The organism is Brachybacterium phenoliresistens (assembly GCF_000576425.1).
Lineage (GTDB): Bacteria > Actinomycetota > Actinomycetes > Actinomycetales > Dermabacteraceae > Brachybacterium > Brachybacterium phenoliresistens.
The window spans coordinates 1-25,483 of the sequence record NZ_KK070012.1 but is presented as its reverse complement, the minus strand read 5'-3'; the positions used below and the strand labels follow the sequence as shown (position 1 = coordinate 25,483).

Sequence of the window (25,483 nt, the reverse complement as noted above, 5' to 3'; positions counted from 1 at the left end):
GGGGGGGCGGCCCCCGCGCCCGCCGCGGCGGGCTGCGCCGCCGGGGCTGCGGGAGCGGCGGGGGCGGCCGGGGCCGGCTGCTGGTCGACCGGGCGCACCATGCCGCCGGCGGCGCCCATGCCCGCGCCGAACATCGCCAGCCCCGCCCCGCCGCCGGTCTCCCCGGCGGCCTGCACGCCGCGCGCGGCGGCCTGGTTGACGAAGGACTGCGAGCGGGCGCCGGAGAGCGCATCGGCCTTCTGCACATCGGCCAGCAGCTCCCGGGTGCGCTGGTCGTACTCGATCGCGGCGATGGCGACCTTGACGATCGCGAGACCGCGGTCGCTGGCCCAGCGGTACTCCTCCTCCACCACGGCGGAGAGGGACTGGGCGAAGCCCACCGCATCGGACTGGATGCGGGTGATCCGGTTGCCCTTGTCGGGGTCGTTCACGTAGCGGGAGAACGCGGCCGAGAGCGAGGAGACGACCTCCCGGAACAGCTGCCCGCCGGCGGGATTGTTCACGTCGGAGAAGTCGAAGACCCCGGCGCCGGCGGTGATGAAGGCGGCGGGCACGTAGTTGTGCACGAACAGCAGCGGGTCCAGGATCCGCAGCGTGTACGAGCCGCGGGTCAGCGCACCGACCTGGGTGTTGAGGTAGGCGTCGTCCCAGTAGATCTCCGACTGGGTGCCGAAGCGGTTGTCGGGGATCTCCTTGAGGTTCACGAAGAACGCGAGCTGCTGCGAGGAGGGACGGCCGCCGAACTTGAAGCGCTCCCACGAGGTGCCCACCGTCGAGCCGACCAGGTCGTCCCCGGCGAAGACGGAGCGGGAGTCCGGGGAGTCGGCCCGGAACTCGTAGCCGCCGGCCTCGGTGATGAAGCCCGTGGCCCGGCCGTCGACGATGGTGATCAGGCCGTAGCCCTCGGGCACGAGGATCTTCGAGCCGTTGGAGATGATGTTCTCGCTGCCGCGGGTGTTCGAGCCGCGGCCCGCGTTCTGCCCCTGGGGCACGGACGGGAACAGCGCCGCGGTCGCCGGCAGGCCCCGCGGGACCGTGTGGAAGTCCTTCCACTGGTCCGCGAACATGCCGGAGATCGCGCCCTTGAACGCCTGGATGAAGCCCATGTCCTACCCCTTCGATCGGTGTGTGCTCGGGCACATCGTATCGGGGCGGTCTGACCTCGGCCTGTCCGTCAGCAGGTCCCGCCGGCGCCGCGCGTGCCCCCGCGCGGCGCCGGCCGGAGCCGTGGTCGGCTCAGCCGGTGATGTCGAACTTCGCGAGCGCGCGGGTGCGCCCGGAGTTCTGCAGCTCCAGCAGCTGGGCGTAGATCCCGCCGGAGGCGGCGAGCTCGGCGGGGGTGCCGATCTCGTCGATGTGCCCCTCACGCAGGGTGATGATGCGGTCCACCCCGGCGATGGTCGAGAGCCGATGCGCGATGATCAGCGAGGTCCGCCCGCTCATCAGCTCGTCCAGCCCCTTCTGCACCTGCCGCTCCGCGCGGGTGTCCAGGGCGGAGGTCGCCTCGTCCAGCACGAGGATGGGGGCGTCCTTGAGGATCGCGCGGGCCACGGCGATGCGCTGGCGCTGCCCGCCGGAGAGCTTCAGGCCCCGCTCGCCGATGAGCTGGTCGTAGCCCCCGGGGAAACGGCGGATGAAGCCGTCGGCGTTGGCCCGCACCGCCGCGGCGCGGACCTCCTCCTCGCTCGCGTCGGGCCGTCCGTAGGCGATGTTCTCGCGGATCGTGCCGGAGAACAGGCTGGCGTCCTGGAAGACGACGCCGATGCCCGAGCGCAGCTGCTCGAGCGGGATGGTGCGCCCGTCGTGCCCAGCCACGTCGATGCTTCCGCGCCCGGGCTCGTACAGCCCCAGCAGGAGGTTGACGATCGTGGACTTGCCGCCGCCGGACTCGCCCACCAGCGCGATCCGCTCCCCGTGCTCGAGCCGGAAGTCGATGTCGTGCAGCACGTCCTCGTCGCTCTCGTAAGCGAAGTCGACGTGATGGAACTCCAGGGCGGGGGCGCCGGGCACGGGCTCGAGCCGTGCGGCGGCATCGGGCAGGACCTCGGTGCGCGGGTCGTCGGCCGTGGCCATCACCCGGAAGTAGTCGCGCGACCCGGCGATCGCGCGCTGGGACGCGTCGATCACCCAGCTCATCGACTCCACCGGGGACTTGGCCATGTTCATCAGCTGCACCAGCAGCACCATCTCGCCGAGGGTGAAGTGGCCCTGCACCGTGCGCACGAAGATGATCGCGTAGATCGCGAAGAAGACGACGTTCAGCACCGAGCGGCGCAGCACGTCCATGCGGTGCCAGTGGGAGGACTGCTCGCGGGTGGTCGCGTCGGTCGAGCCGAAGCGGCGGGAGAAGTCCTCCAGCTCGCTGCGCTCGCGCACGAACGACTTCACCACCCGGATCTGGCCGATGACCTCCGCGAAGCGGCCGGAGGCGATGTCGACCTGCTCGTTCTTCTCCCCCTCCAGCCGCTGCCACTTCTTGGAGGTCAGGGCGGTCAGCCACACGTACACCGGGAAGATCACCAGCAGCAGCACCGCGAGCGGCCAGGCGTACCAGGCGCTGATCACGAGCACGGCGGCGGTGGTGATGAGCATCGAGGCGAAGGCGTTGGACATCGTCTTGGCGAAGCCGGTGACCTCGGCGATCGACCGGTTCAGGCGGGCGACGATGGTCCCGGTGATCTCCGTGTCGAACCAGCGCTGCGGCAGGTGGAGCAGCTTGTCGTAGTAGCGCACCGAGAGGATCGTGCGCATCCGGTTGCTCATCACGTCGCCGAACCAGCCGCCGACGTTCGAGATCAGCGTGGTGGCGAGCTCCGCCACGAGAACCGCCAGGGCCAGCACGATCACCGTGCGCACGGCGGTGTCGGTGGGGGTCTGGCCGGAGACGGCGCCGGAGACGGAGTCCGTCGCGCGGCCGATGAGGAAGGGGACGACGAGGGTGGTGGCCGAGGTGAGGATCGAACAGACGACGACGGCGACGTACAGCGGGGTCAGGGAGCGGGTGAAACGCAGGATGTGGAGGAGGGACGACACGCCATGAGGCTACGTGCTGGCGAGGACAGGTGGTGTCCGCCCAGAGCGGACAGGGCCCCCGGGTCAGGGGGCGGCGGTGCGGGCGGCGTCGAGGGCGAGGAGGGCCGCGCCGCCCAGCGGGTCCGCGGCGGCGGGGACGACCTCCGCGGCCACGCCGCGATCGCGCAGCTGCTCCGTCAGGCAGGCGGTGAACGCGTCGCTCAGGGCGAGGGATCCGGTCAGCGCCACCGGCACCGGGCGCGCGGCGATCAGGGGCACCAGCAGCGCGATCCCGTCGACGGTGCGCCCCACCAGGTCGGCGAGCGCCGCATCGGCCGTGGCCGAGGCGCCGGCGAGCGCGGTGATGACCGGGGCCAGGCCGCCGTAGATGCGCTTGACCTCCTGGCGGTCGGTCCCGCCGAGGGCCAGGACCGCCGCGCGCAGCGCCGGCACGTCGGCCGCCCCGAAGCGCTCGAGTGCCCGGGCGACGAAGGGGTCCCCGGCCTCGGCGTCCCCGGCCAGGACCCGGTGCATCGCGGAGAAGGCGAGGTGCCGCGCCGCTCCGGCGTAGTGCTCGAACTGGCCGCTCTCGACCTCGCGGCCCTGCTCGTCGATCGCCAGGATCATCGATCCGGTCCCCGCGACGACGACGATCCCGGCCGCCCCGCCGAGGGCTCCGCGATGCGCGATCACCGCGTCGTTGACGATCACGCGAGGGCACTGCAGACCGGGCAGGCCGTAGACCTCCTCGACCCAGGCGTTGCCCTTCCCGCGGGACTGGTTCGAGCCCTCGCGCTCGTAGCCGGCGGTGCCGACCCCGAGCGCGGCCGCGTCCTCGATCGCGAGGCCCGCCGCGGCGAGCGCGGCGCGGATCGCGCGGGCCACGTTCTCGGCGGCATCGTCGTTGTGCATGGGGCTGCCGCCCGCCCCGGAGACGCGGGAGAGCTGCCGTCCGTCCAGGGCGTAGCAGCCGACGCGGGTGTGCGTGCCGCCGGCGTCCACGGCGATCACGAAGGGGCTCTCGGCGCTCATGCGCGAGAAGGTACCAGGGTGGGGGCGCCTCGCCGGGATCATCGGCCGATGGGCCGGGCGTCCGGGTCGGGGGCGCCGATCAGCAGCAGTCGTGGGGGCGGGCCTGGTCGTCCACCAGTGCCGAGACGGGCTGGGCGCAGGCCTCGCCGCGCCATGCCTCGAGGCCCTCGCGCACGGCGAAGGCGGCGATGACCAGGGCGGCCACGGGGTCGGCCCAGGTCCAGCCCAGCAGCGAGTTCAGCAGCAGCCCGATCAGCACCGCGGCGGACAGCAGCGAGCAGATCAGCGTCTGCTTCGCATCGGCGATCGCCGAGGCGGAGCCCAGCTCGCGTCCCGTGCGGCGCTCGATCCAGGACAGCATCGGCATGACCGCGAGGCTCACGGCCGCCAGGGCGATGCCTGCCCCGGAGTGCTCGGGGGTGGACAGCCCGAGCAGGGCCCGCAGCGCATCGGCCGAGACGATCACGGCGAGCCCGAGGAACGCCACCGCGATCAGCCGCAGGGCCGCCTTCTCGCGGCGGCTCGGATCGGGGGCGGCGAACTGCCAGGCGACGGCCGCCGCGGAGAGGACCTCGACGATGGAGTCGAGGCCGAAGCCGATCAGCGCCGCGGAGCCGGCCGCGGCGCCGGCGCTCAGCGCGATCACGGCCTCGAGGACGTTGTAGGCGATGGTCGCCGTGACGATCAGGCGGATCCGCCGCTGCAGGAGGTGACGGCGCTGAGCGGTCAGCACGTGCACGACTCCCCCGCGCAGCATGCGGGGTCCACGAAGAGCACCAGGCGCAGCATCTCCTCGAGGGCGGCGGCGATCTGCGGGTCGCTGAGCCGGTACCAGGTGCTGCGGCCCTCCCGCACCCCCTCGACGAGCCCGCAGCCGCGCAGGCACGCGAGCTGGTTGGACATCACCTGGCGGGAGACGCCGAGGGCTTCGGCGAGGTCGGAGGGGATGGCGGGCGCCTCGCGCAGCGCCAGCAGGATCCGCACGCGGGTGCCGTCCGACAGGGCGGAGCCCAGGCGGGCCAGGGCCGCGGAGTGGGTCAGGGCGACGGTCTCGATCACGCCGACGACAGTACACGATCTCGTGTACTGTCGCGGCGGGCCGTTCAGCGCTGCTTCGCCTCCGCGACGCCGATGAGGGCGCCGAGGCTGGTCCGCTCCCCCGCCCGGCGCCGTCGCACCGCGCCCTTGCCCAGCGCATAGGGCACCAGCATGCAGAACCCGACCGCGCTGACCAGGAGGATCGCCACGACCATCTCGTCGTGATCGGGGGCGGAGCGTGCCACCAGCAGCGCGGCGGCGATGTTGCGCTGGCTGGTGAGGATCGCCGGGCCGTCGGCGACGGTGAGGGTGGGCCCGGACAGGTCCCCCGCGATCCGGCCGCCGAGGAAGGCCAGGGCGATCACGCCGATGGGCAGCAGGATCACCGGGGAGAGCACGAGCTCGGCGACCAGCCCCGAGTTGGCGCCGAAGCCCGAGAGGAACATGAGCACCGCGCTGACGGCGGCGACGCCCCCGGCGGTGCGGGCGAGGAGGTCGGCGTGCCGCGGCAGCAGGTGCCCCAGACCGATCCCCGCGACCATCGGCGCGAGCATCGTGCCCACCAGCAGGGCGGCCACGTCGAAGGCCCGCACGTCCACGCCCTGGACCAGGAACGGCACGGTGACCGGCATGAACAGCACCGTCCCGACCAGCAGCACGGCCATCGGCCCGGCGACCTCGTCGTAGGGGATCCGGGCCATCGTCCCCAGCTGCAGCACGAACGGCGCGCCCGCCGCGCACAGGGCGATCACCAGCCCCTCGCGCACGCCGAGCGGGGCGACGGGGCTCAGCATGCCGATCAGGACGACGCCCACGGCCGGCACGACGACGAAGTTCGCGAGCGCGACCGCGAGCACGGAGCGGCGGTCCTTCAGCTGCGCCGAGAAGGTGTCCACGGGGGTGCGCAAGCCCATCGAGAGCATGGAGGCGATCGCGAAGACGGGTACGGAGATCGTCACCAGGAGTCGGAGGACGGCTTCGATCGCATGCACCGTCGCAGACTATCTCTCGCCGCAGGGCCGGTGCCGGTCCCCGCTGGCCCGCCGGGCACCGCCGGGACAGGTCACAGCCAGCCGTTGTCGGTCGCCCGGCGCACGGCCTCGGCACGGCCGGCGACCCCGAGCTTCCCGATCGCGGAGGAGATGTGGTTGCGCACCGTCCCCTCGGACAGGAACAGGGTCGCGGCGATCTGCGAGGTGCCGGCGCCGTCCGCCGCGGCGCGCAGCACCTCGGTCTCCTTGGCGGTCAGCGGGCTGGGGCCGACGGACAGCGACTGGGCGGCCAGGTCCGGGTCCACCACCCGCAGGCCCTGCTGGACCCGGCGGATCGCGTCGACGAGGCGCTCCACGGGGGCGTCCTTGACCATGAATCCCTCGGCGCCGGTCTCCATCGTCCGGCGCAGGTAGCCGGCGCGTCCGAAGGTGGTGAGCACGATGATGCGGGGCCGGGCGGCGCCGTCGGCGCGCAGGCGCCGCGCGACCTCGATGCCGTCCTGCGGCCCCGGGCGTCCGTCGGCACCGGTGCCCGGGGGCATCTGCACGTCCAGCAGCAGCACGTCGGGGTCGGTGTCCGCGACGACGTCGAGCGCGGCCGCGGCATCGGCCGCCTCCCCCACCACCTCGAGATCGGTCTCCAGCCGCAGCAGCGCGACCAGCCCGGAGCGGAGGATCGACTGGTCGTCGGCGACGGCGAGGCGGATCACGGGACCCTCGCCACCAGGCGGGTCCCCGAGGGCGTGGACTCCACGTGCAGGCGGCCGCCCGCCTCCTCGACGCGGCGGCGCAGCCCGTCCAGGCCGCTGCGGACGGTGCCGGGCCGGATCCCCGTGCCGTCGTCCCCGATCGCGACCTCGTCGGACCGGACCTCGATGCTGGCCCGGCCGGCCCGGGAATGGCGCACCACGTTGGTGACGCCCTCGCGGATCACGTAGCCGAACAGCTCGGCCCGCGCATCGTCGAGCTCCGGCAGCGCGGAGGGCACCTGCGCCTGGATGCCGGCGGCCTCGAGGACGCTGCGCGCCGAGGCGACCTCGGTGGCGGCGCGCACGGTCCGCATGCCGCTGGCGGTGGAGCGGACGTCGGCCAGGGCCTGCCGGGCGGTCCGCTCGATCTGCTCCAGCTGCTCCCGGGCGCCGTCCGGATCGGCGTCCACCAGGCGCCGGGCCAGCTGCGCGGAGACCGTCACCGTGGTCAGGGAGTGGCCGAGGATGTCGTGGAGGTCCCGGCCGATGCGCTCGCGCTCGGCGACGACGGCGAGCACGGCGTTGCGCTGCTCGGCCGCCTCCAGCTGCCGCTCGAGGCGCTCGCGCTGGATGCCGGCGCCCACACCGAACGCCATGATCAGCGCGACCACCGCCAGGATCGCCGCCGCGTACTGCTCGCCGAGGATCCCGACGACGGCTCCGGCCAGGACCAGGGGGATCAGCGTCGGCACGGCCCGGCGCCACGGCAGCAGCAGCACGTGGGTCATCGCCTGGTAGACGACCAGGTACGCGACGGAGACCCCGATCAGCGGCACCAGCAGGGCGATGAGCAGCCAGCTGGCCAGGTACCAGAGGGCCCGGACCCGGGCCGGGTACAGCGAGATGCCGCAGGAGTACAGGAACACGACGCCGTAGACCAGGAGCACCGCGGTCGCGACGATCATCGGCGCGACGGAGCCGGAGGCGAACCCGAAGCCGATGATGATCAGCAGGTACACCAGCGAGGGCGCGGAGAAGACCAGGCCGCCGGACTCGACGGCGGCCCGGTGGACGCCCCGCATGGTCAGGGGGCGGTCCTCCGGGCGCGTCTGGCAGGTCCCGTCCATGGGGACAGTCTCGCTCATCGGCGGGAGCCGCCCCGGGACCGACGCATGCCGAGCAGCACCGTGAGCGCGAGGGCCGCCACCCAGATGCCGACCACCAGCAGGCCGATCGCCGGCGCCTGCGGGCCGCCCAGCGCCCAGGCGCCCCACCGGCTCATCCAGAACGTCGGCAGGCCCTGCCCGAGGGACTGCATCCAGCCGGGGAACATCTCCAGCGGCATCCACAGACCGCCCGCGATCGCCATCAGCATCATCACCACGACGCTGCCGGCGCTGGCGGCGCTGCCGCGCAGGAACATGCCCAGCACCAGGCCGATGAGGATGGCCGGCAGCAGCCCCGCCCACAGCACGCCGATGGCGGCGATCATGCGGCCCGGCGTCGCGTCGACGCCGGTGACGGCGCCGGTGAGGAACACGGCGACCAGGGCCGGCAGCACGATGGCGCTGGCCGCGGCCAGGGAGCCGATGAGGAAGCCGCGCGGGGTGAGCCCGGCGACCATCAGCTGGCGCAGGAAGCCGGTGCGCAGGTCCTCCTGGATCTGCGCCCCCGCGGTGACGGCGGCGCCCAGGCCTCCGTAGGCGGCCATGTTGACCATGATCCCGGCGCGGGCGGCCCCCTCCCCCATGTCCCCGAACATCATGGAGAACAGCAGGTACATGCCCACCGGCAGGGCGATCGTGAAGACGACGAAGGGCACCTGGTGCAGGGTGATGCGGATCGAGTGGTACGCGTAGGCGGCGGCGCGGGAGGTCATCGGACGGCTCCTTCGGTGAGGCGGAGGAACGCGTCCTCCAGGCTGGGCGGGCTGATCTCGATGCCGCGGGCCTGCGGGTGCTCGCGCAGCAGGGCGCGCAGGGCGGCGTCGGAGTCGGTGCAGCGGGCGAGGACGCCCTCGGCGTCGGCCACGGCCTCCGAGACGCCGGGCAGGGCGGCGACCTCGGCGGGGCTCGGGCCGACCACCCGCAGGGTGCGCCCGGAGATGCTGCGGGTGATCTCCGCGCCGGGGCCGTCGGCGATGATGCGGCCGCGGTCCAGGACCACGACGCGCTCCGCCTCGGTCTCGGCCTCCTGCAGGTAGTGGGTGGCCAGCACGATCGTCCGCCCCGCCCGGGCGACGTGGCGGATCCGCACCCAGAAGTCGCGCCGGGTCTCGACGTCCATGCCGACGGTCGGCTCGTCCAGGAGGATCACGTCAGGGTCCCCCAGCAGGGCGACCGCGAAGCGGACCCGCTGCATCTGGCCCCCGGAGAGCTTGCCGATGCGCCGGGACATGAGGTCGGCGACGTCGGCGCGCTCGGCGACCTCCTCCAGCGGCAGCGGCCGGGCGTGGAGGGAGTGCAGCAGGCGCAGCATCGAGCGCACCGTCTCCTCGGGCAGCAGCGCCCCGTTCTGCAGCATCGCGCCGATCAGCCCGCGGCTGCTGGCCTCCTGCGGGGCGAGGCCGCCGACGCGGATCTCCCCCGCGCCCGGACGCGTGATGCCCAGCAGCATCTCCATCAGGGTGGACTTGCCGGCGCCGTTGCGGCCCAGCAGGGCCAGCACCTGCCCGGCGGGCACCTCGAGGTGGACGTCGTCGACGGCGGTGATCTCGCCGAAGCGCTTGGTCACGCCGTGCACCTGCACGGCCGGGATCTGGTCTGCGGTCATGGCTCCACCCTTCCGGGGCGCGGCGGGCGGCGGAACGCCCGGGCGTCACGCCCCGCCCATGACAGCTGTCATGGTCCGCAGGTGGCAGGCTGAGCCCATGAGCACCCGCGATCTGCTGCGTTCCCTGAAGGCTCTGACCGGCACCGCCCCCGGCCCGCTGCCGGCGGATCCTCCCGCGCGCGCCGAGGACCTGTTCCTGGTCTGGCTCGAGGAGGCGATCGCCGCCGGGGTCCCCGAGCCCCACGCGATGACCCTGTCCACCCTCGGCACGGACGGGGTGCCCGATGCCCGCGTGCTGATCCTCAAGGACGTCGACGCGCGCGGGTGGGCGTTCGCCTCGACCGCCTCGAGCACGAAGGGCCTCCAGCTCGCCGCCGCGCCCGCGGCCGCCCTCACCTTCTGGTGGCCGCAGGTGGTGCGCTCGGTGCGGGTGCGCGGCCGCGTGGTGGAGGCCGATGCGGCCGAGTCCCGCGCCGATCTCGCCGCCCGCAGCGCCTCCGCCCGCGCCGAGGTCGCCGACGGCGACTGGCGGCTGTGGCGGGTGGTGCCGGACGCCGTCGAGTTCTTCCAGGGCTCGCCGGACCGCCGCCATGCCCGCCTGGTCTACGAGGCCTCCGGTAGCCTGCGACGGTGCTGATCCGGTCCCTGCGCCTCGACTCCCTCCCCCGCGACCTGCGCATCGAGGAGGGCACGATCACCGAGATCGCCCCGCGCCTCTCCGCGTGCCCCGGCGAGGAGGTCCATGACGCGGGCGGGGCCGCGGCGATCCCGGGGCTGTGGGACCAGCACGTGCACGTCGGCCAGGCCGCCCACGGCGCCACCCGGCTGGACACCTCCGGCGTCCGCAGCGCCGAGGAGTGCGCCCAGCTCGTGGCGGCGACCCTGCGGGCCGGGCATGCGGGCACGCTCGTCGGCTTCGGGCACCGGCTGGTCGGCTTCCCGCAGCCGCCGACGGTCGCCGCCCTCGACGCGGTCTCCTCCACGGTGCCGATCGTGCTGATCGGCGGGGACGCCCACCACGCCTGGATGAACACCCCGGCGCTGGCCGGCCTGGGCCTGCCGCCGCGGCGCGGGATCGTCGCCGAGGAGGAGTGGTTCGACGCCGTCGCCCACCTCGCCGACCTGCCCGGCGTCGCCGCGGGGCTCGAGGCCGGGGTGCGGCGCCTGCAGGAGGAGGCGCTGGCCCGCGGCGTCGTCGGCCTGGTCGACATGGAGTGGGCGGACAACCATGCCCTGTGGGCGCGCCGCGACCCGATGCTGCGGGTGCGGACGGCCACCTACGCCTCGGGGCTGGACGGCGTGCCCGGGCCCACGGGCACGCCGATCGGCGACTCCGGTCTGGTGAGCGTCGGCCCGCTGAAGGTGATCCTGGACGGGTCGCTGGGCTCGCGCTCGGCGTACTGCCGCCATCCCTACGGCGCGGCCGGCGGGCACGCCCACGGCCGCGGGGTCCTCAACGTCGACGCGGACGCCCTCGAGCAGCTGCTGCGCCGCGCCGCCGCGCTGGGGCTCGCCGCGGCCGTGCACGCGATCGGCGACGCCGCCGCGGGCCTCGCCCTCGCGGTCCTGGACCGCACCGGGTTCCCGCACCCGGTGCGCCTCGAGCACGCCCAGATGCTCGCCGACGCCGACATCGCGGCCCTGGCGCGGCGCGGGGCGATCGCCTCCGTCCAGCCGGCCCACCTGCTCGAGGACCGCGATGCGACCGAGGAGCTGTGGCCGGGCCAGGGCGGCGCCGCCTTCCGCTTCCGCGATCTGCTGGCCGCGGGCGTCCCCCTCGCCTTCGGCTCCGACGCCCCGGTCGCGCCGATCGACCCGTGGCTGGCCATGGCCGCCGCCGTCCATCGCAGCGCCGACGAGCGCCCCGGCTGGCACGCCGAGCAGCAGCTGAGCCCCGCCGAGGCCCTCGCCGCCTCGACCGACGGGGTGCACGAGCTGGCCGTCGGCGGACGCGGGGACCTGGTGCTCCTGGAGGAGGACCCCTTCGTCGCCTCCCCGGGCTCCGCCGAGGCCGCGCGCGAATCCGCCGACCGCCTGCGCGCCGTGCGCCCGCTGGCCACGTTCGTCGCCGGCCGCCTCGCCTTCTCGCGATGAGCCCGGCAGGCCCGGCCGACGCGGCGAGCGCTCCCCGCCCGGCGCGCGCACCCCGCCCGGCGAGCACGCTGGGCGCGGACTTCTCCCGGCTGTGGTTCGCGCGCGCCGCCTCCGATGCGGGCACCGCCATCGCCATGGGCGCGCTGCCGCTGATCGCGGTGCGCGTGCTGGACGCCTCGACGTTCCAGGTATCCCTGCTCACGGCGGTCGCCGGGGTCGCGGGGGCGCTGCTGGCCCTGCCCCTCGGTCCCGCCCTCGAGGTGCGCCGCAAGCGCCCCGTGATGATCGCGGCGGACCTGTCCCGGGCGCTGCTCCTCGCGTCGGTCCCTCTGGCGCATTCGGCCGGCGCGCTCACCTTCGCCCAGCTGCTGGTCGTCGCCGCGGGGACGGCCCTCGGCGGGATGGTCTTCGGCGGGGCGTCGACCGCGCATCTGAAGAATCTCGTGCCCCGCGAGCAGCGCACCGCGGCGCTGGGCAGGCTCGAGGCGACGTTCTGGACGCTCAGCACCCTGGGTCCGGCTCTCGGCGGCGCGATCGTGCAGCTGCTGGGGGCGACGGCGACGCTGCTCGTGCAGGCGGCCGGGCTCGTCGCCTCCGCGCTGGGGATCCGCGCGATCCGTGCGCCGGAGCCCGCCCCTCCGGCCCCCGGTCCGCCGCGGCGGTTCCTGCGCGAGGCCTCCGCCGGATTCACCGTCGCCGCAGCGCACCCCGTCCTGCGACCCCTGCTGCTGAACGCGACTCTGTTCGCGGGCTTCGTCGCCTGGACCGGCCCGCTGGAGCTGGTGCTCCTGCTCCGCGGGCTCGACCTCCCGCCCTGGCAGTACGGGCTCGCCCTCGCGCTCCCGTGCCTGGGCGGAGTCCTCGGATCCTGGTGGGCCCCGCGGGTGAGCGCACGCCTGGGACAGCTCCCCACGCTGGTCTGGTCCGGGGCCCTGCGCGGGCTTCCCGTGCTGGCCCTGCCGTTCCTCCCGGGCGGCACGCCGGGCCTGGTCCTCTACATCGTCGCGACGACGCTCATGCTCCTGGTCGCCGGCGTCTTCCGCCCGGTGTACTCCGCCCTGCGGATGGAGGCGACCGAGGACGCCGTCATGACCCGCGTGAGCACGGCCTTCAGCCTCGCCGCCCGCGGTGCCGCTCCGGCGTTCGCCCTCGCCGGCGGGCTCTGCGCGACCCTCCTCGGGGTGCGCGGCGCCCTGCTGGTCGGTGTGCTGGGGCTGATCGCCTCGGGACTCGTGCTGCCCTGGCGCGCCGGGCGGCCCCGCCCGCCGACGGAGGAGGGGCCGGGGCCGGATCCTGAGATCGATGGATGCGCAGGTCAGCAGCCGTCCGGGTGCGGCACGATCCGGTAGATGCGGATCGAGGCGAGCAGCAGCCAGGCGAGGCTCGCGACCACGGCGAGCCACAGCAGCGCGACGCCGACGGGCGAGGCGGCGAGCGCCCCTCCCAGGAGGAAGCCCAGCAGCACCACGATCCCCAGCAGCAGCGAGACGAGACCAGCCCGCGTTTCCCCGCGCCGGGAGAGCACGCGGGACAGCAGGATCGCCGCGACGGCGAAGGCCACGAACTCCACGCCTCCCGCCACCAGATGGAACATGCCGTGGACCGAGACCGCCGGCTCCTGGCCGGGCGGGAAGCCGGCGACGGGATCCGCCTCGAACACTGCCGCCAGGAGGACGCCGGCCCCCGCGACGACCACGGCCGCCCCCGGGCCTCGCCGCTCCAGGGCCCGCAGCATGCCCCAGCCCGCGACGATGATCATCGCCCCGGTGAGCAGGAAGTTCACCGTCTGCATCCACCCGCCGGGGCCGACGGCGAGGAGGCTCAGGGGATGCCGCGCAAGGTCGAAGCCGTCGCGCGTGAGCGCCAGGATCAGGCCGAGGACGAGGTAGAAGGGTCCCGCGACCGCGCCCCAGCCGAGCATGGAGCGGGTGACGGCTGCCGCCGTGTCGAATCCTGTGGTGGAGGTCGTGCCGTGCCGGGCCATGATCGTCTCCGTTCCGGTCGAGGGCCTCTCGCGGACCCTGTGGACACAGCCTAGTCTGTTCCTTCGGAAACCGAAATACCTTGCGCCGGGTCCGCAGCCGCTCCTGGGAGGATGGGCTCCATGACCGATCCCCTGCCCGACATCAACCGGGGCGGTTCTCCGTCCTGGGAGGTCAAGGACCGCTACCGCGAGGTCGAGCTGCAGCTGGCGATCTTCAGCCACCGCCTCAGCGCCCGGCTGGGAATCCGACCGGTGGACCTGCAGTGCTTCAACCTGGTCCAGCGCCACGGATCGATCAGCATCGGCGCACTGGCGCAGCTGCTGGCGCTGCGCCCCGCGACGACGACGGGGATCGTCGACCGCCTGGCCGAGGGCGGCTGGGTCGCCCGCGACCGGGACCCGGGAGATCGCCGCACGGTGCTGGTCCGCGCGCTGCCGGATCGCCTGCCCGAGCTCTTCGCGCATCTCGCTCCGCTCGGTGAGGATCTCGACGCCGCCCTGGACGGGCTCGAGGACGAGGAGCTGCAGGTGATCGCCCGATTCCTGGACCGCGCGGCCGAGGCCACCCGGAGACGCTCGGCGTCGCTCGAGGAGTGAGAGCGCGCCCCGCGCGCGGCACCCGGGCCGGGGTACGGCGCATCGGACCTGAAGGCGCAGATCCGCGCCGCTCAGACGTCGAGGCGCTCCACGGCCAGGGCCGGGTCGAGGAGCTCCGCGTCCGGAGCCGGGTCGGAGCGGAGCCGGCCGTAGGTGAGGACGTCGATGCGCTCCCCCTCCACCAGGAACTTCTCCCGCTCCCTCCCCTCCTGCACGAACCCGGCCGCGCGCGCCACCGCCCCGGAGGCAGGATTGTTCGCACGGTGCCCCAGCTCGAGCCGCTCGAGGCCCCAGCCCTCGGGCTCCGGGGCGAGGGCACGGTCGGCGACCTCGCGGGCCGCGCGGGACATCAGCCCGGCCCCGCGATGGGCGGGATGGAGCCAGTAGAAGAACCAGCCCAGGCGGTTGCCCGCATCGATGCTCACGCCGACCAGGCCGAGCAGGCGGTCCCGCGGATCGGCGATCACGGCGGTGCGCATCATCGGCCGCAGCAGGCGCTCGACGTAGGCGCGGGCGGAGTCCTCGTCCGTGACCTCGCCCTGGCGGAACATCTCCGCGGGATCGGCGGTGAAGGCGTCCATGACGGCTCGGACGTCCGCCGCATCCGCACGCAGCGGCCGCAGCCTCACGGCACGTCCGGCGCCGTGGGCACCGGCCCTCGGCCGATCCAGTACCGACGGTGCCCCTCGCGCGAGTCCTCGTACTGCCCGCCTGCGGCCTCGATGATCCGCCGGGAGGCCTCGTTGCCCTCGAGGCACGTCACGAGCACGGGGTCGAGGCCGCGCCTCTGCGCGGCGGCGAGCGTGAGGGCGAGGGCCGCCGTCGCCGCTCCCCGACGCCGGGCCGAGGGCCGGACGCTGTAGCCGATGTGCCCGCCCTGGTCGAACAGGAAGGGGTTCAGCGCATGGCGCAGGGCGATGAATCCCAGCAGCGGCCCGCCGTCCTCCCAGTCGTCCTCGACGATCCACCGGGAGGTGCAGGGCACGCGGCCCGGCAGGACGTCGGTTCCGTCCTCCTCCGCGGCACGGGCGCGCAGGTAGCCGTCGAAGTACGGCCGGTCGAGGCTGAGCGTGTCCTCCGGCCGGACGCTCGAGCCGTCCAGTCCCGTGCCTCCGTACTCGGCGAGGCAGTCCGCGAAGGCGTCGAAGCGGGTCGGGTCGGGGGCGAGGAGCCGGATCATCCCTGGAACCTACGGGACGCCCGACGACTGTCGCCACCGGATTTCGCGCTGGTCAGCGGACGATGACCTCGCGGCGTCGCACCGCCGCCCCGCGCCGTCGGGCCGGGACCGGACAGGAGCGGGCAGGGTCCTGCATCGGAGCCGTCGGCGCATCCCGCTTCCCTCCCACGCCATACGGCTGTATGGTCACACTCATACACTCGTACGAACTGGAGGTTCCGATGCTCCGCGTGCTCTCGCTGCTGGGCCTGCTGGCGCCGGTGCTGGGCGCCGTCGTCCTGATGGTGTTCCGCCGGCGCGCCCCCGGCCCCGCCGCCCTGGGCCTGATCGCCTGCGTGCTCGCCCTGCTCGCCTCGGGGGTGGGGCTGGTGGCCGAGCGCACGGCCTTCCTCGGAGGGGACCTCGAGGGCATGACCCATCGCATCGAGGCGGCGGGGCTGATCCGCCTGCTGCTCATGGGCGCGGCGGTGCTGGTCCTGCTCGGCGCGGCGGCGATGGGCCGCCACGTCTCCTCGACGTGGGTCGCGGCCGCCGTGGCAGGGCTGGTCCTCTGCCTCGCCGGCGCCGCCACCCAGCTCCTGGCCATCGATCTCGGGGCCGAGCACGAGGGGCTGACCCTGCTCGCCGCGATGCTCGTGGAGGCGGTGCGCTTCGCGCTGATCGGGGCGGGGACCCTCCTGCTGTGCCTGGGCGTGGTCACCTCCCGGCCCGCGGCGACGGGCCCTGCGGAGGAGCCGCTCGTCCTCGCCGGCAGGTCCGCCCAGCACGCCTGGCGCCTGTATCAGCAGCTCGGCGCACGCCGCCGATAGGCTCGCGGCATGTCCCGGGAATCGATCCAGCGCAGCATCGTCGAGATCGTCGCCTCGTCGGGGATCGGCGGCCTGAGCGTGCGGGCCGTGGCCGCGCGGTCCGGAGTCGCCATCGGCACGGTGCAGCACCACTTCCCCTCGCGCTCCGCGATGATCACCGCCGCGATGTCCGTGGTCGAGGAGACGGCCGGCGCCCTGGAGGCGGACCTGCCCGAGGCCCCCGCCGACCGGCTGGAGAGCCTCGTCTCCCTGCTCGTGCCCTCCTCGCCGGATTCCATCCCCGCCCGGGTGTGGCTCGCCTTCGCCGCCCAGGCCGCCGTGGACGCCGACGTCGCCGCGCAGTACCGCCGGGTCTGGGGCCGCGTGCACCGCGGGCTCGCGGAGCTGTTCGCGCAGGCGCGGCCCGAGCGCTCCTGGGCCGCGGCGCAGGACTGCGCGAGCGAGATCCTGGCTCTCGCCGACGGCCTCGCCGTCAGCGTGCTCATCGAACCCGCCCGGGTGCCGGCGGACTCCGCGCGGGAGCGGGCCCGCCGCCGCCTGCACGAGCTCCTGGCGTAATTCGCTCGCGCGAACAGCGGGAGGGTGCGTAGCCTCCCGTCATCAGCTCGCACCGAGGGAAGGAGGACCCGATGGCCGTCACCGCGCTCTCCCCTGCCGTCCTCCCTTCCGCTCGGGCCCGCTGACAGGGCCCCTCCCCCTCTGGAGACCCCATGACCTCGTCCTTCGACTGGGACACCTTCTACGCCCTCTCCCTGGCCACCGGCGACGTCGACGACCTCGACGACGACCAGCGCTGGTCCACCTGGCCGGAGACGGCCCACACGGTGGACCGCGGCCCGCAGCCCTTCCCCGACTGGATCGTGCAGCACGAGGGCGCGATCGACACCGAGCTCGGCGTGCTCAAGACCGGCAAGGAGGCCGATGCCTTCCTGCTGGAGCGGGCCCTGCCCGAGCACGAGCGCACCGGCGCCCCCGGCGAGGCCGCGCTGCTGGTCGCCAAGCGATACCGCTCCCCCGAGCACACCAGCTTCCACCGCTCCCACGAGTACACCCAGGGCCGCCGGGTGAAGGACTCCCGCGAGGCCCGCGCCATGGCCAAGGGCACCGCGTTCGGCCGGCAGGCCGCCGCCGGCCGCTGGGCGCGCGCCGAGTTCGACATCCTCACCCTCCTGTGGAGCGCGGGCCTGGCCGTGCCCTATCCGGTGCAGATCCTCGGCACGGAGCTGCTCATGGAGTTCATCGGCACCGAGGACGGCACCGCCGCCCCGCGGCTGCAGGAGACCCGACCGGATCCGCAGACCGCCACCCACTGGGCCGAGGACCTGCGCTCCTTCGTGGTGGACCTCGCGGCGCTGGGCCTCGCCCACGGCGACCTGTCCCCGTACAACATCCTCGTGGACCCGCGCGGGGACCGGCACGACCCGGTGGTGATCGACGTGCCGCAGGTCGTGGACCTCGTCGTCAACACCTCGGGGCAGACCTTCCTGCGCCGGGACTGCGAGAACGTGTGCACCTGGCTGCGCGCGCACGGCGCCGACCCCGCCGCGGCCGATGCCGAGGAGTGGATCGCCGCCGCCCGCACCGCCCAGGAGCCCCGATGATCCCCGGCGCCGCCGTGCCCGCCGGCCGCGCAGCCCGGTGACCGCGCCGCCGCGACCGTCCTGACCCGAGACCGACCGACCCCAGGAGGCCCCATGCTCGCCGACGACCGCATCCAGGAGATCGCCCAGGAGGTCGCGGCCGTCCCCGGGGTGCGCGCCGTCGTCCTCGGCGGGAGCCGCGCGCGCGGCACCCACCATCCCGGCTCGGACCTCGACCTGGGGCTGTACTACGACGCCGCGCACCTGGACGTCGCCGCGCTGGCCGCGATCGCGGGCCGGATCACCGGTTCCGAGGTCGAGGTCGCCGGGCCCGGGGGCTGGGGCCCCTGGGTGGACGGCGGGGCCTGGCTGCGGGTGGACGGCATGGCCGTGGACCTGATCCTCCGCGATGTGCGCCGGGTCGCGGCGCAGCGGGACCGGGCCGTCGCGGGCCGCTTCGCCTTCCATCAGCAGATGGGGCATCCGCTGGGCTTCCTCGACGTCGCCTACGCCGGGGAGGCGGCGACCTGCGTGCCGCTGGTGGATCCCGACCTGCTGGTGCCGGAGCTGCGACGGGGCCTGGACCCGTACCCGCCGGCGCTGCGGGCGGCGATGATCGAGAACCTGTGGTCGGCCGAGTTCCTCGCGGCGGGGGCGGCCAAGGGCGCCGCCAAGGACGATGTCGCCTACGTGCAGATGGGCTGCGCGGCCGCGCTCATGCTGGCCGCGCACGCCTGGCATGCGGCGGCCGGCAGCTGGGCGACCAACGAGAAGGGCCTGGTGCCCTCCGTCGCCGCCCTGGATACGGGGCCCGGGGGCATCGGCCGAGGGCTCCGCGACGCGGGCCGTGCGCGGGGCGGCATCGGCCCCGAGGAGTTCTCGGCGCAGGCCGCCGCGGCCCTGGCGGCCATCGGCCCGGACCGCCTGGCACCCGCCGCCGAGCAGGTGCTCGCCCTGGTCTCGCGGACCCGGGAGGCGCTCAGTGCCGCGGGCGGTGCGCCCGGATGAGGTGGCGGGTGGAGACGTCCCGGAAGGGCTCCCCGGCCCGCATCCGGGCGTCAAGCTCCCGCAGCTGCGGCTCGTAGGCGGAGGCGGTGAAGCCGGGCACCCACCAGGGGCACTTGCGCAGGATCCAGACGATCGCGCCGACGTCGGTATAGGTGATCCGGCAGGTCGCGGTGCGCAGCTCGTCGATGACGAGGCCGGCGGCCTCCGCCGCGGCGGCCTCGTCGCGCGGGTCGCGGCCGCGGCGCGCATCTGGCTGCGGCCCCAGGAAGTGCTCGGTGAGCCCGAAGCAGGATCCGGGGCCGACGTGCTGGGCGACGTACCTCCCGCCGGGGTGCAGCAGGCGATGGATCTCGGGGAAGTCCGGGGCGATCGGATGGCGCGAGGAGATCAGCTCGAAGCTGCGATCGTGGAGCGACCGCGTGCTCTCGACGATGCGCACTCCCCGCGGCTCGAGCCGCTCCCGGGCCCGGGCGGCGTTGGGCTCCCAGGCCTCGGTGGCGACCATGTGCGCGGGCAGCACGGGCGCCTCGTCCAGGACCTCCCCGCCGCCGGTGTCCAGGTCCAGGGCGGAGGAGACCTGCGCGAGGTGCTCGGCGAGGAGGTGGGCGTAGCCCCACGGGGGCCGCTCCTCGGTGGCCCGGCCGTCGAGGAAGTCGAAGCCCCAGCCGGTGACGTCGGCGGCCTCGGCCTCGGCGACGAGCTCCTCGAAGTCACGCATCGTAGGCCCGCAGCAGGCAGAGCTCGTTGCCCGAGGGATCGGTGAAGGTGCGCCAGGGCAGCTCGCCCCAGCCGCGGTCCGGCTCGGCGCCGCCGCGGGCGAGGATCTCCTCGGCGATCGCGTCGACGTCGTCCCCGGTCTCGAGGCGGATGTCCAGGTGCATGCGGTTCTTGGAGCCGGCGGGCTTGGGGCGGGGCTCGGGGCACATCTCCAGCAGCGGGCCGCTGCCGCTGGGGTGGCGCAGGCTGCGCGGGGCGTACCCGTCCGCATCGGCCCAGCCGGTCAGCCAGCCCCAGAACTCGGCGGCGGCGTCCGGGTCGACGGTGTCCAGCGGCAGGCTCGCGATGGGGCCCGTGCGCACGAAGGCGTCGCGATGCTCGAGCACGCAGAAGGGGTTTCCCTCGGCGTCGCCGAGCACGATCCACGGCGCATCCCCCTGGCCGATGTCCAGGTCCCCGGCGCCCAGGTCCCGCAGCCGCTGCGCCGTCCCGGCCTGGTCTCCCGCGTCCCACAGGTCCAGGTGCAGGCGCTGCGGCTCGGTCGGGCGCTCGGGGACGCGCGGGAAGCAGAGATCGAGGTACGCGTCCCCGTCCAGGTGCAGGCGGGTCTCGAACCCCTCGGGCACGTCGGTGAGCTGCTCGGTGCCCAGGGCCGCCTGCCAGAAGCGGCCCAGCCGGCCCGGGTCCACGGCGTCGATGACGATGTTCTCGAGGTGCATGCCGGCCAGCCTAGGAGGCGGCGGGGACCTCCGCCAGGAGATTCTCCAGCGCCCCGGCGACGCCGTCCTCGTCGTGCCGGCCGCAGACGCGGTCGGCGACCGCGAGCACGTCCGCGTGGGCGTTGGCGACCGCCCAGCCGGTCCCGGCCCAGCTCAGCATGGGGATGTCGTTGGGCATGTCCCCGAAGGCCCACACCTCGGAGGCGTCGATCCCGAGCTGGCCGCACCAGGTCTCCAGCGCCCGCGCCTTGGTCATGTCCGCCGGGCCGATCTCGGCGAGCCCGCCGGTGCATGATCGCGAGAGCAGGGCGCGGTCGCCGATGATCGCGGCGACCTCCTCCAGGAACTCCTCCGCCGGGCGGTGCGGGGCCCGGGCCAGCAGCTTGCCGACGGGGGCGCCGATGTCCTGCAGCGGTCCGATGCGCTCCAGGCCGATCTCCGGGATGCCGTCCGGGGTGCCGGCGGGATAGGCGTCCTCGCGGTGGAACCCGTCGGCGAGCTCGGCGGAGAAGCTGACGCCGTCGATGGCGCGCAGGTCCGCGACCAGCTCGTGGACGAGGGCCGGCGCCATGCCGTGGGTCTCGAGGATCCGCCGGTGCGCGACGTCGTAGAGGAACGCCCCGTTGCCGCAGATGACGATGCCGTGGTCCCCGGTGATCGCCGCGAGGTGGTCGACCCAGCGCGGCGGGCGGGCGGTGACGATCACGGTGCGGATCCGCGCCTGCCACAGGTCGCGCCAGGCGCGGGCGGTGCGCTCGGTGATCATCCCGTCGCGGCCCAGCAGGGTGCCGTCCAGGTCGGAGGCGACGAGACGGGGACGGGACATGGGAGAAGTCTACGATCCGAAGGGCCACCAGCGGCGGCGCCGGGGGGCGGGATCCGCCGGCTCCGGGGCGGGCGGCTCGGGCTCCTGGTGGGCCTCCAGCCAGGCGGCGACCCGCTCCTCGACCTCCACCTCGGGGGCGAGCATGCGGGCCAGCGGGTTCGCGGCGCGGTCGGCGCGGACCCGCGCGTTGAAGTCCTCGAGGTACTCGCGCACCTGCGCCTCGGTCTGCAGCGCGGCGAGGGTGTCGTCCATGCCCTCGTGCTCGCGGCGCAGCAGCACGACCACGGGCAGCAGGGCGTCGCGGTCGACGTCGTCCTCCGCCAGGCGCTGCTTGATCCACCAGTCCGGGTCGTGGGTGGAGGGCAGGGCCAGGGGCTCCCCCGCCCCGGGCAGGTCGTCGAAGTCCCCGCGGGCGATGGCCGCCTCGAGGGCGCCCTCGATCCGCTTCTGCTCCTCGGTCATGGGCGGGCCGATGCGCTCGGGGCGCGCGCCCTGCCCGCCCGGCCCGCTCCCGCCGGGCGACCCGGTGCTCATGAGCTCTCCGCGAGCGCGGTCAGCCTCTCGATCGAGGCGAGCAGGTTCGCCTCGGTGGTGCCGCGGGCGCGCTCCAGGCGGGCCGGGTCCTCGAGCTGCGTCCAGTCGTAGGTGTGCTCGACCCGGGTGCGGCCGTTCCCCAGGTCGGTCAGGCGCCAGCGCCACAGGTGGCCGGGCTCCCAGCCGTCGGGCGCGGGCTTCCAGGCGATCAGGCGGCCCTCCTCGAACTCGACGACGTGGTTCTCGCGCAGGGTGCCCTTGGTGAGGGTGACGAAGAAGGAATCGCCCACCGCGCGCACGCGCTGGCCCTCCTCGGCGGAGCCGAGGTTGTCGTTGCCGTCCCAGCGGGGCTGCTGGGCGGGGTCGGCGATGAGCTCGAAGATCTCGGCGGCGGGGGCGGCGACCTCGCCGGAGGCGGTGACGACGCGGTTCTCGGTGGGGGCGGATTCGCTCATGGCCCCATCGTGCCACTGCGGGCGACCCGGCGGGCAGGGCCGGGAGCGGGACCGGGCCGGGCTCCGTCGGCCGGTCCACGGAACAGCAGCTGGGGCACGCCGTCCTCGGCGCGGCGCAGCTCGGCGTCGGTCCCGTAGATGCCGCCCACCAGCCCGGGCCGGAGCACCTCGTCCGGGGTGCCGTGGGCGCGCACGCGCCCGTCCACCAGCAGCGCCACCTCGTCGCAGTAGCGGGCGGCGAGGTTCAGGTCGTGCAGCACGAGGACCGTCGTCAGCCCCAGGTCCCGGACGATCCGCAGGACCGCGTGCTGGGATCCGATGTCCAGGTGGTTGGTCGGCTCGTCCATCAGCAGCACCTGGCCCTGCTGGACGACGGCGCGGGCGATGAGCACCCGCTGGCGCTCCCCTCCGGAGAGCTCGGCGACGGGGCGCTGCGCCAGGTGCAGGGCGCCGACCTGCTCGAGCGCCCGGGCCGCGAGGTCCAGGTCCTTCTCGTGCAGGCGCTGCAGGGGCCCGCGGTGCGGGATGCGGCCCAGCAGGGCGACCTCGGCGACGGTCATCGGCAGCTCCCCGCTGTCGTCCTGCGCGACGACGGCCACCTGCCGGGCCCGCTCCCGCGGGGCGAGGTGGGAGAGGTCCTGCCCGTCGAGCTGCACGGTGCCGGCCTGCGGGGCGATCGCGCCGTACAGGCAGCGCAGCAGGGTCGTCTTGCCGCTGCCGTTGGGCCCGATGAGGCCGAGCACCCTCCCGGGGGCGACGTCGAGGTCGACGTCGTGGAGCACGCGCCGGGCGCCGTAGGCGTGGCTCAGGCCGCGGGCGCGGATCATGCGGGCAGCCCTTCGCGCAGGTCGAGGATCCTCGTGAGCCCGTCGACGATCAGCGGGGAGGCGGGCTCGGTGAAGTTGAACAGCATCGGCAGCACGGCGCCGGCGGCGAGGGCGGCCAGCGCGTCCAGGCCCGCGACGGCGCGGACCTCGTCGATCACGGCGGCGTCCTCCTGCCCCTGGTGCAGCAGGATCAGCACGTCCGGGTCCGCCGCGAGCAGGGCCTCCGCCCCGACCTCGAAGACCCTCTCGGCCGATGCCGCGAACACGTTGTCCAGCCCGGCCGCCGCGAGCTGCGGCGTCGCCATGGAGGCGGCGCCGTAGGCGTACAGCGGGCCGCCTCCCACGGACGGGTACAGCACCGCCGCGGTGCGCCGGGGCAGCGCCGCGGCGCGCTCGCGGGCGTCGGCGATGCGGGCGGAGAGCTGCTCCCAGACCTCCGCAGCCCGGCCCGGCCGGTCGAAGATCTCCCCGTACACGGAGATCTGGGCCCCGAGGTCGTCGAGCGAGGCGGGCTCGCCGGCGGTGCAGTACGCCTCGGGGATGAGCACCTGCGCGCCCGCGTCGGCGAGGCCCTCGCGGGTGAGGCCGTCGGGCAGCCCGAGCACGAGGTCGGGGCTCTGGGCGATGACCATCTCCGCGGAGATCATGAGGTGGCCGGAGGCGTCGATGTCCTCCGAGAGCGCGGGGATCTCCGCGATCCGCGCCGCGAGGTCCGCGTCGTAGTAGCCGGCGGGGAAGGACCCGGCGCGGCCGATCACGGCGGGCAGCACGCCGAGCGCGTCGAGGATCGTCACCGAGGCGCTCTCGAGCAGCAGCACCCGCTGCGGGATCGCGGGCACGAGCAGCTCGGCCTCGCAGTTGGCGATCTGCCGCGGGTAGACGGTCGCGCCCTCCCCCGCGGGCGCCGCGCCCGGCGTCCCCGCGGTGCCGGCGGCGCGTCCGCAGGCGCTCAGCGCCGGGGCGGCGAGGAGGGCGGGGGCGAGCAGGGCGAGGGTGCGGCGTCGCATGGACGGTCCTTCCGGGGCGGGGCCGCAGGTCACCGGGCGAGGTGGCGGCGGACGAGGGCGAGCAGGAACGGGGCGCCGATGATCGCGGTGATCACGCCGATGGGCAGCTCCCGCGGCTGCAGGACGACGCGGGAGAGGACATCGGCCCAGAGCAGGAACAGGGCGCCGAGCAGGGCGGCGGCGGGCACGAGCCGGGCGTGCGCGGCGCCGACGAGGCGGCGGGCCAGGTGCGGGACGACCAGGCCCACGAAGCCGATGCTGCCGCTCGCGGCGACGGCCGCGGCCGTGCACAGCGACACGCCGATCAGCAGAGCGATCCGGGCCCGGGCGGCGTCGATGCCCAGCGCCGTCGCGGTCTCGTCCCCGGCGCCGAGGGCGTCCAGGACGCCGGAGCAGGCGGTGAGGGCGAGGCTCGCCCCGGCCACGGCCACGGCGACGACCAGCAGGAACGCGTCCCATCGGGCGAGCGCGAGGGAGCCGAGCATCCAGAACATCACCGAGCGGGATCCCTCGGCGGAGTCCGAGGAGAAGATCATCAGGTTGGTCACGGCGCTCAGCGCGTACCCGACGGCGACCCCGGCGATGAGCAGCCGCAGCGAGGTGACCACCCCGCCGGCCCGGGAGATCGCCAGCACCAGCAGCGCCGATCCGAGGGCCCCGGCGAAGGCGAGCACGGACTGGGCGTACTGGCCCAGCACCGCGGAGCCGGCGCCGAGCAGGATCGCGGCGGCCGCGCCGGTGGACGCGCCCCCGGACACGCCGAGCACGTACGGATCGGCCAGCAGGTTGCGCACCATCGCCTGCAGGGCCGCGCCGCTCACGGCGAGCCCGGCGCCGACCGCGGCGCCCAGCAGCACCCGCGGCACGCGCACGTCCCAGACGATCGAGTCCTGCGCGGGCGACCAGGTCACCGGGACGGGGAGGCCCAGGTGGTGCAGGACGACGGCGAGGACGGTGCCGGGGGCGATCACCAGCGGGCCGATGCCCACGCAGACGATCGCGCTGAGGACCAGCAGGAGGGCGAGGACGAGGATCCGACCGCCGGCGGCGCGCGAGCGGGCGCGCACCCCGAGCGGATCGGCCCGGGGCGTCAGCAGCGCGGTCACGGGGCAGTGTCGCGGGAGGCCGCGGAGCGATCGGACCGCGCCCCGACGCGGTGGAGGATCTCGTGGGCGAGGGGGTCCTGCAGGTGGTAGCGGACCTCGCGGCCGCGGCGCTCGGCCCGGACCCAGCCGGACTCCCGCAGCACCGCCAGGGCGTGGGAGGTGGTCGATCCGTTGGCCCGGATCGCGGCGGCGATGTCCGTGCTGCGGATGCCCGGGTGCGCGTCGATGCAGAAGAGGATCCGCAGGCGGCGCGGGTCGGAGAGGATCGACAGACGGGCGGCGAGCGACTCGGCGTCGGGCAGCTCCTCCAGCAGGGCGCGGGCGGCGGCGATGTCGCTCATGCGGCGACCTCCTGCGACCACGCCGCCCAGACGGGGGCGACGGCGCTGTCGTGGGTGGCGCGGCCGCGGCTGCGCGCGAGCGCTCCGGGGCGGGCGAGCTCGAGGACGGTGACGCCCGTGGGGGCATCGGCCCCTGCCCGCCCGCCGGGGACCGCGGTGCCGCC

30 protein-coding genes are annotated in these 25,483 nt (G+C 74.8%); 8 read left to right on the top strand and 22 right to left on the bottom strand.

Annotated elements, in window-relative coordinates:
- The 10 genes from BF93_RS18115 to BF93_RS18070 form a co-directional block, all read right to left on the bottom strand.
- On the bottom strand, window positions 1-1,106 hold a 1,106-nt coding region (locus tag BF93_RS18115), incomplete at its 3' end, for an SPFH domain-containing protein (RefSeq protein WP_038374593.1).
- Window positions 1,107-1,236: 130 nt separating this feature from the next.
- Complete coding sequence (locus BF93_RS18110) at window positions 1,237-3,033, bottom strand: ABC transporter ATP-binding protein (protein ID WP_038374592.1); 1,797 nt, start codon at window positions 3,031-3,033, stop codon at window positions 1,237-1,239.
- Window positions 3,034-3,096: 63 nt separating this feature from the next.
- Window positions 3,097-4,044: a BadF/BadG/BcrA/BcrD ATPase family protein gene (locus tag BF93_RS18105; RefSeq protein WP_038374590.1), complete on the bottom strand. Its 948-nt coding sequence runs from the start codon at window positions 4,042-4,044 to the stop codon at window positions 3,097-3,099.
- 79 nt (window positions 4,045-4,123) lie between these two features.
- A complete protein-coding gene (locus BF93_RS18100; RefSeq protein ID WP_038374589.1) occupies window positions 4,124-4,801 on the bottom strand; it encodes a cation efflux transmembrane domain-containing protein in 678 nt (225 codons plus the stop codon).
- A complete protein-coding gene (locus BF93_RS18095; RefSeq protein WP_038374603.1) occupies window positions 4,771-5,100 on the bottom strand; it encodes an ArsR/SmtB family transcription factor in 330 nt (109 codons plus the stop codon). The genes BF93_RS18100 and BF93_RS18095 overlap by 31 nt, the downstream gene beginning before the upstream one ends.
- A 47-nt stretch (window positions 5,101-5,147) precedes the next feature.
- Window positions 5,148-6,074 carry a Na+-dependent transporter gene (locus BF93_RS18090; protein WP_038374588.1) on the bottom strand — a complete coding sequence of 309 codons (927 nt, stop codon included), beginning with the start codon at window positions 6,072-6,074 and terminating at the stop codon, window positions 5,148-5,150.
- A gap of 71 nt (window positions 6,075-6,145) precedes the next feature.
- A complete protein-coding gene (locus BF93_RS18085) occupies window positions 6,146-6,784 on the bottom strand; it encodes a response regulator transcription factor (protein WP_038374586.1) in 639 nt (212 codons plus the stop codon).
- Entirely contained in the window at window positions 6,781-7,890 is a 1,110-nt protein-coding gene (locus tag BF93_RS18080; RefSeq protein WP_198025498.1) for a sensor histidine kinase, read from the bottom strand. Before BF93_RS18080 ends, BF93_RS18085 begins: the two co-directional genes overlap by 4 nt.
- Window positions 7,891-7,904: 14 nt before the next feature.
- On the bottom strand, window positions 7,905-8,642 hold the full coding sequence (locus BF93_RS18075) for an ABC transporter permease (RefSeq protein WP_051487186.1): 738 nt from the start codon (window positions 8,640-8,642) through the stop codon (window positions 7,905-7,907).
- Window positions 8,639-9,535 (bottom strand): ABC transporter ATP-binding protein, encoded by an 897-nt coding sequence (locus tag BF93_RS18070; RefSeq protein WP_038374585.1) that lies wholly within the window; start codon window positions 9,533-9,535, stop codon window positions 8,639-8,641. Before BF93_RS18070 ends, BF93_RS18075 begins: the two co-directional genes overlap by 4 nt.
- 97 nt (window positions 9,536-9,632) lie before the next feature.
- Between BF93_RS18070 and BF93_RS18065 the strand changes: the two genes are divergently transcribed.
- The 3 genes from BF93_RS18065 to BF93_RS18055 are packed head-to-tail and all read left to right on the top strand — an operon-like array spanning window position 9,633 to window position 12,978.
- Window positions 9,633-10,172 carry a pyridoxamine 5'-phosphate oxidase family protein gene (locus tag BF93_RS18065; protein ID WP_038374583.1) on the top strand — a complete coding sequence of 180 codons (540 nt, stop codon included), beginning with the start codon at window positions 9,633-9,635 and terminating at the stop codon, window positions 10,170-10,172.
- Window positions 10,166-11,629: an amidohydrolase family protein gene (locus BF93_RS18060; RefSeq protein WP_038374582.1), complete on the top strand. Its 1,464-nt coding sequence runs from the start codon at window positions 10,166-10,168 to the stop codon at window positions 11,627-11,629. Before BF93_RS18065 ends, BF93_RS18060 begins: the two co-directional genes overlap by 7 nt.
- On the top strand, window positions 11,626-12,978 hold the full coding sequence (locus BF93_RS18055; protein WP_084148684.1) for an MFS transporter: 1,353 nt from the start codon (window positions 11,626-11,628) through the stop codon (window positions 12,976-12,978). The genes BF93_RS18060 and BF93_RS18055 overlap by 4 nt, the downstream gene beginning before the upstream one ends.
- Here BF93_RS18055 and BF93_RS18050 read toward each other — a convergent pair.
- Window positions 12,945-13,613, bottom strand: a complete 669-nt coding sequence (locus tag BF93_RS18050; RefSeq protein WP_038374581.1) for a DUF998 domain-containing protein — start codon at window positions 13,611-13,613, stop codon at window positions 12,945-12,947. The genes BF93_RS18055 and BF93_RS18050 overlap by 34 nt on opposite strands.
- A gap of 120 nt (window positions 13,614-13,733) precedes the next feature.
- On the opposite strand from BF93_RS18050, the gene BF93_RS18045 reads away from it, so the two are divergent.
- Window positions 13,734-14,210 carry a MarR family winged helix-turn-helix transcriptional regulator gene (locus BF93_RS18045; protein ID WP_051487185.1) on the top strand — a complete coding sequence of 159 codons (477 nt, stop codon included), beginning with the start codon at window positions 13,734-13,736 and terminating at the stop codon, window positions 14,208-14,210.
- A 71-nt stretch (window positions 14,211-14,281) separates the two neighbouring features.
- Here BF93_RS18045 and BF93_RS18040 read toward each other — a convergent pair whose 3' ends face one another.
- Window positions 14,282-14,791: a GNAT family N-acetyltransferase gene (locus tag BF93_RS18040; RefSeq protein WP_084148686.1), complete on the bottom strand. Its 510-nt coding sequence runs from the start codon at window positions 14,789-14,791 to the stop codon at window positions 14,282-14,284.
- A 44-nt stretch (window positions 14,792-14,835) separates the two neighbouring features.
- Complete coding sequence (locus BF93_RS18035) at window positions 14,836-15,390, bottom strand: GNAT family N-acetyltransferase (protein WP_038374579.1); 555 nt, start codon at window positions 15,388-15,390, stop codon at window positions 14,836-14,838.
- A 221-nt stretch (window positions 15,391-15,611) separates the two neighbouring features.
- Between BF93_RS18035 and BF93_RS18030 the strand changes: the two genes are divergently transcribed.
- From BF93_RS18030 to BF93_RS18015, 4 genes are all read left to right on the top strand, one after another.
- A complete protein-coding gene (locus tag BF93_RS18030) occupies window positions 15,612-16,199 on the top strand; it encodes a hypothetical protein (protein ID WP_038374578.1) in 588 nt (195 codons plus the stop codon).
- A 9-nt stretch (window positions 16,200-16,208) separates the two neighbouring features.
- Window positions 16,209-16,757, top strand: a complete 549-nt coding sequence (locus BF93_RS18025; protein ID WP_038374576.1) for a TetR/AcrR family transcriptional regulator — start codon at window positions 16,209-16,211, stop codon at window positions 16,755-16,757.
- 152 nt (window positions 16,758-16,909) lie between these two features.
- On the top strand, window positions 16,910-17,800 hold the full coding sequence (locus BF93_RS18020; protein WP_038374575.1) for a serine protein kinase RIO: 891 nt from the start codon (window positions 16,910-16,912) through the stop codon (window positions 17,798-17,800).
- Window positions 17,801-17,893: 93 nt separating this feature from the next.
- Window positions 17,894-18,787, top strand: coding sequence for a nucleotidyltransferase domain-containing protein (locus BF93_RS18015; protein ID WP_038374574.1), 894 nt, complete (start codon window positions 17,894-17,896; stop codon window positions 18,785-18,787).
- On the opposite strand, the gene BF93_RS18010 is transcribed toward BF93_RS18015, so the two are convergent.
- Genes BF93_RS18010 through BF93_RS19675 form a run of 9 tightly spaced genes read right to left on the bottom strand, consistent with a single transcriptional unit; the run spans window position 18,759 to window position 25,319 of the window.
- Window positions 18,759-19,505 carry a class I SAM-dependent methyltransferase gene (locus BF93_RS18010; RefSeq protein ID WP_038374572.1) on the bottom strand — a complete coding sequence of 249 codons (747 nt, stop codon included), beginning with the start codon at window positions 19,503-19,505 and terminating at the stop codon, window positions 18,759-18,761. The two genes, BF93_RS18015 and BF93_RS18010, sit on opposite strands and share 29 nt — an antisense overlap.
- Window positions 19,498-20,223, bottom strand: a complete 726-nt coding sequence (locus BF93_RS18005; RefSeq protein ID WP_038374571.1) for a VOC family protein — start codon at window positions 20,221-20,223, stop codon at window positions 19,498-19,500. Before BF93_RS18005 ends, BF93_RS18010 begins: the two co-directional genes overlap by 8 nt.
- A gap of 10 nt (window positions 20,224-20,233) precedes the next feature.
- Entirely contained in the window at window positions 20,234-21,049 is an 816-nt protein-coding gene (locus tag BF93_RS18000; RefSeq protein WP_038374569.1) for an HAD family hydrolase, read from the bottom strand.
- A gap of 9 nt (window positions 21,050-21,058) precedes the next feature.
- Complete coding sequence (locus tag BF93_RS17995; RefSeq protein ID WP_232226495.1) at window positions 21,059-21,583, bottom strand: DnaJ family domain-containing protein; 525 nt, start codon at window positions 21,581-21,583, stop codon at window positions 21,059-21,061.
- Entirely contained in the window at window positions 21,580-22,038 is a 459-nt protein-coding gene (locus BF93_RS17990; RefSeq protein WP_038374568.1) for an SRPBCC family protein, read from the bottom strand. The genes BF93_RS17995 and BF93_RS17990 overlap by 4 nt, the downstream gene beginning before the upstream one ends.
- On the bottom strand, window positions 22,035-22,865 hold the full coding sequence (locus tag BF93_RS17985) for an ABC transporter ATP-binding protein (RefSeq protein ID WP_051487184.1): 831 nt from the start codon (window positions 22,863-22,865) through the stop codon (window positions 22,035-22,037). Before BF93_RS17985 ends, BF93_RS17990 begins: the two co-directional genes overlap by 4 nt.
- Entirely contained in the window at window positions 22,862-23,872 is a 1,011-nt protein-coding gene (locus BF93_RS17980) for an ABC transporter substrate-binding protein (protein WP_038374567.1), read from the bottom strand. Before BF93_RS17980 ends, BF93_RS17985 begins: the two co-directional genes overlap by 4 nt.
- A gap of 29 nt (window positions 23,873-23,901) precedes the next feature.
- On the bottom strand, window positions 23,902-24,978 hold the full coding sequence (locus BF93_RS17975) for a FecCD family ABC transporter permease (protein WP_038374566.1): 1,077 nt from the start codon (window positions 24,976-24,978) through the stop codon (window positions 23,902-23,904).
- Window positions 24,975-25,319, bottom strand: a complete 345-nt coding sequence (locus tag BF93_RS19675; protein ID WP_051487183.1) for an ArsR/SmtB family transcription factor — start codon at window positions 25,317-25,319, stop codon at window positions 24,975-24,977. The genes BF93_RS17975 and BF93_RS19675 overlap by 4 nt, the downstream gene beginning before the upstream one ends.
- Between the last annotated feature and the right edge of the window lie 164 nt (window positions 25,320-25,483).

Bases quoted from the DNA above. Each gene is read 5' to 3' on its own strand.
- BF93_RS18105 (WP_038374590.1), bottom strand. From the start codon at position 4,044: ATGAGCGCCGAGAGCCCCTTCGTGATCGCCGTGGACGCCGGCGGCACG.
- BF93_RS18100 (WP_038374589.1), bottom strand. From the start codon at position 4,801: ATGCTGCGCGGGGGAGTCGTGCACGTGCTGACCGCTCAGCGCCGTCAC.
- BF93_RS18080 (WP_198025498.1), bottom strand. From the start codon at position 7,890: ATGGACGGGACCTGCCAGACGCGCCCGGAGGACCGCCCCCTGACCATG.
- BF93_RS18075 (WP_051487186.1), bottom strand. From the start codon at position 8,642: ATGACCTCCCGCGCCGCCGCCTACGCGTACCACTCGATCCGCATCACC.
- BF93_RS18070 (WP_038374585.1), bottom strand. From the start codon at position 9,535: ATGACCGCAGACCAGATCCCGGCCGTGCAGGTGCACGGCGTGACCAAG.
- BF93_RS18065 (WP_038374583.1), top strand. From the start codon at position 9,633: ATGAGCACCCGCGATCTGCTGCGTTCCCTGAAGGCTCTGACCGGCACC.
- BF93_RS18055 (WP_084148684.1), top strand. From the start codon at position 11,626: ATGAGCCCGGCAGGCCCGGCCGACGCGGCGAGCGCTCCCCGCCCGGCG.
- BF93_RS18050 (WP_038374581.1), bottom strand. From the start codon at position 13,613: ATGGCCCGGCACGGCACGACCTCCACCACAGGATTCGACACGGCGGCA.
- BF93_RS18045 (WP_051487185.1), top strand. From the start codon at position 13,734: ATGACCGATCCCCTGCCCGACATCAACCGGGGCGGTTCTCCGTCCTGG.
- BF93_RS18040 (WP_084148686.1), bottom strand. From the start codon at position 14,791: ATGGACGCCTTCACCGCCGATCCCGCGGAGATGTTCCGCCAGGGCGAG.
- BF93_RS18035 (WP_038374579.1), bottom strand. From the start codon at position 15,390: ATGATCCGGCTCCTCGCCCCCGACCCGACCCGCTTCGACGCCTTCGCG.
- BF93_RS18030 (WP_038374578.1), top strand. From the start codon at position 15,612: ATGCTCCGCGTGCTCTCGCTGCTGGGCCTGCTGGCGCCGGTGCTGGGC.
- BF93_RS18025 (WP_038374576.1), top strand. From the start codon at position 16,209: ATGTCCCGGGAATCGATCCAGCGCAGCATCGTCGAGATCGTCGCCTCG.
- BF93_RS18020 (WP_038374575.1), top strand. From the start codon at position 16,910: ATGACCTCGTCCTTCGACTGGGACACCTTCTACGCCCTCTCCCTGGCC.
- BF93_RS18015 (WP_038374574.1), top strand. From the start codon at position 17,894: ATGCTCGCCGACGACCGCATCCAGGAGATCGCCCAGGAGGTCGCGGCC.
- BF93_RS18010 (WP_038374572.1), bottom strand. From the start codon at position 19,505: ATGCGTGACTTCGAGGAGCTCGTCGCCGAGGCCGAGGCCGCCGACGTC.
- BF93_RS18005 (WP_038374571.1), bottom strand. From the start codon at position 20,223: ATGCACCTCGAGAACATCGTCATCGACGCCGTGGACCCGGGCCGGCTG.
- BF93_RS18000 (WP_038374569.1), bottom strand. From the start codon at position 21,049: ATGTCCCGTCCCCGTCTCGTCGCCTCCGACCTGGACGGCACCCTGCTG.
- BF93_RS17995 (WP_232226495.1), bottom strand. From the start codon at position 21,583: ATGAGCACCGGGTCGCCCGGCGGGAGCGGGCCGGGCGGGCAGGGCGCG.
- BF93_RS17990 (WP_038374568.1), bottom strand. From the start codon at position 22,038: ATGAGCGAATCCGCCCCCACCGAGAACCGCGTCGTCACCGCCTCCGGC.
- BF93_RS17985 (WP_051487184.1), bottom strand. From the start codon at position 22,865: ATGATCCGCGCCCGCGGCCTGAGCCACGCCTACGGCGCCCGGCGCGTG.
- BF93_RS17980 (WP_038374567.1), bottom strand. From the start codon at position 23,872: ATGCGACGCCGCACCCTCGCCCTGCTCGCCCCCGCCCTCCTCGCCGCC.
- BF93_RS19675 (WP_051487183.1), bottom strand. From the start codon at position 25,319: ATGAGCGACATCGCCGCCGCCCGCGCCCTGCTGGAGGAGCTGCCCGAC.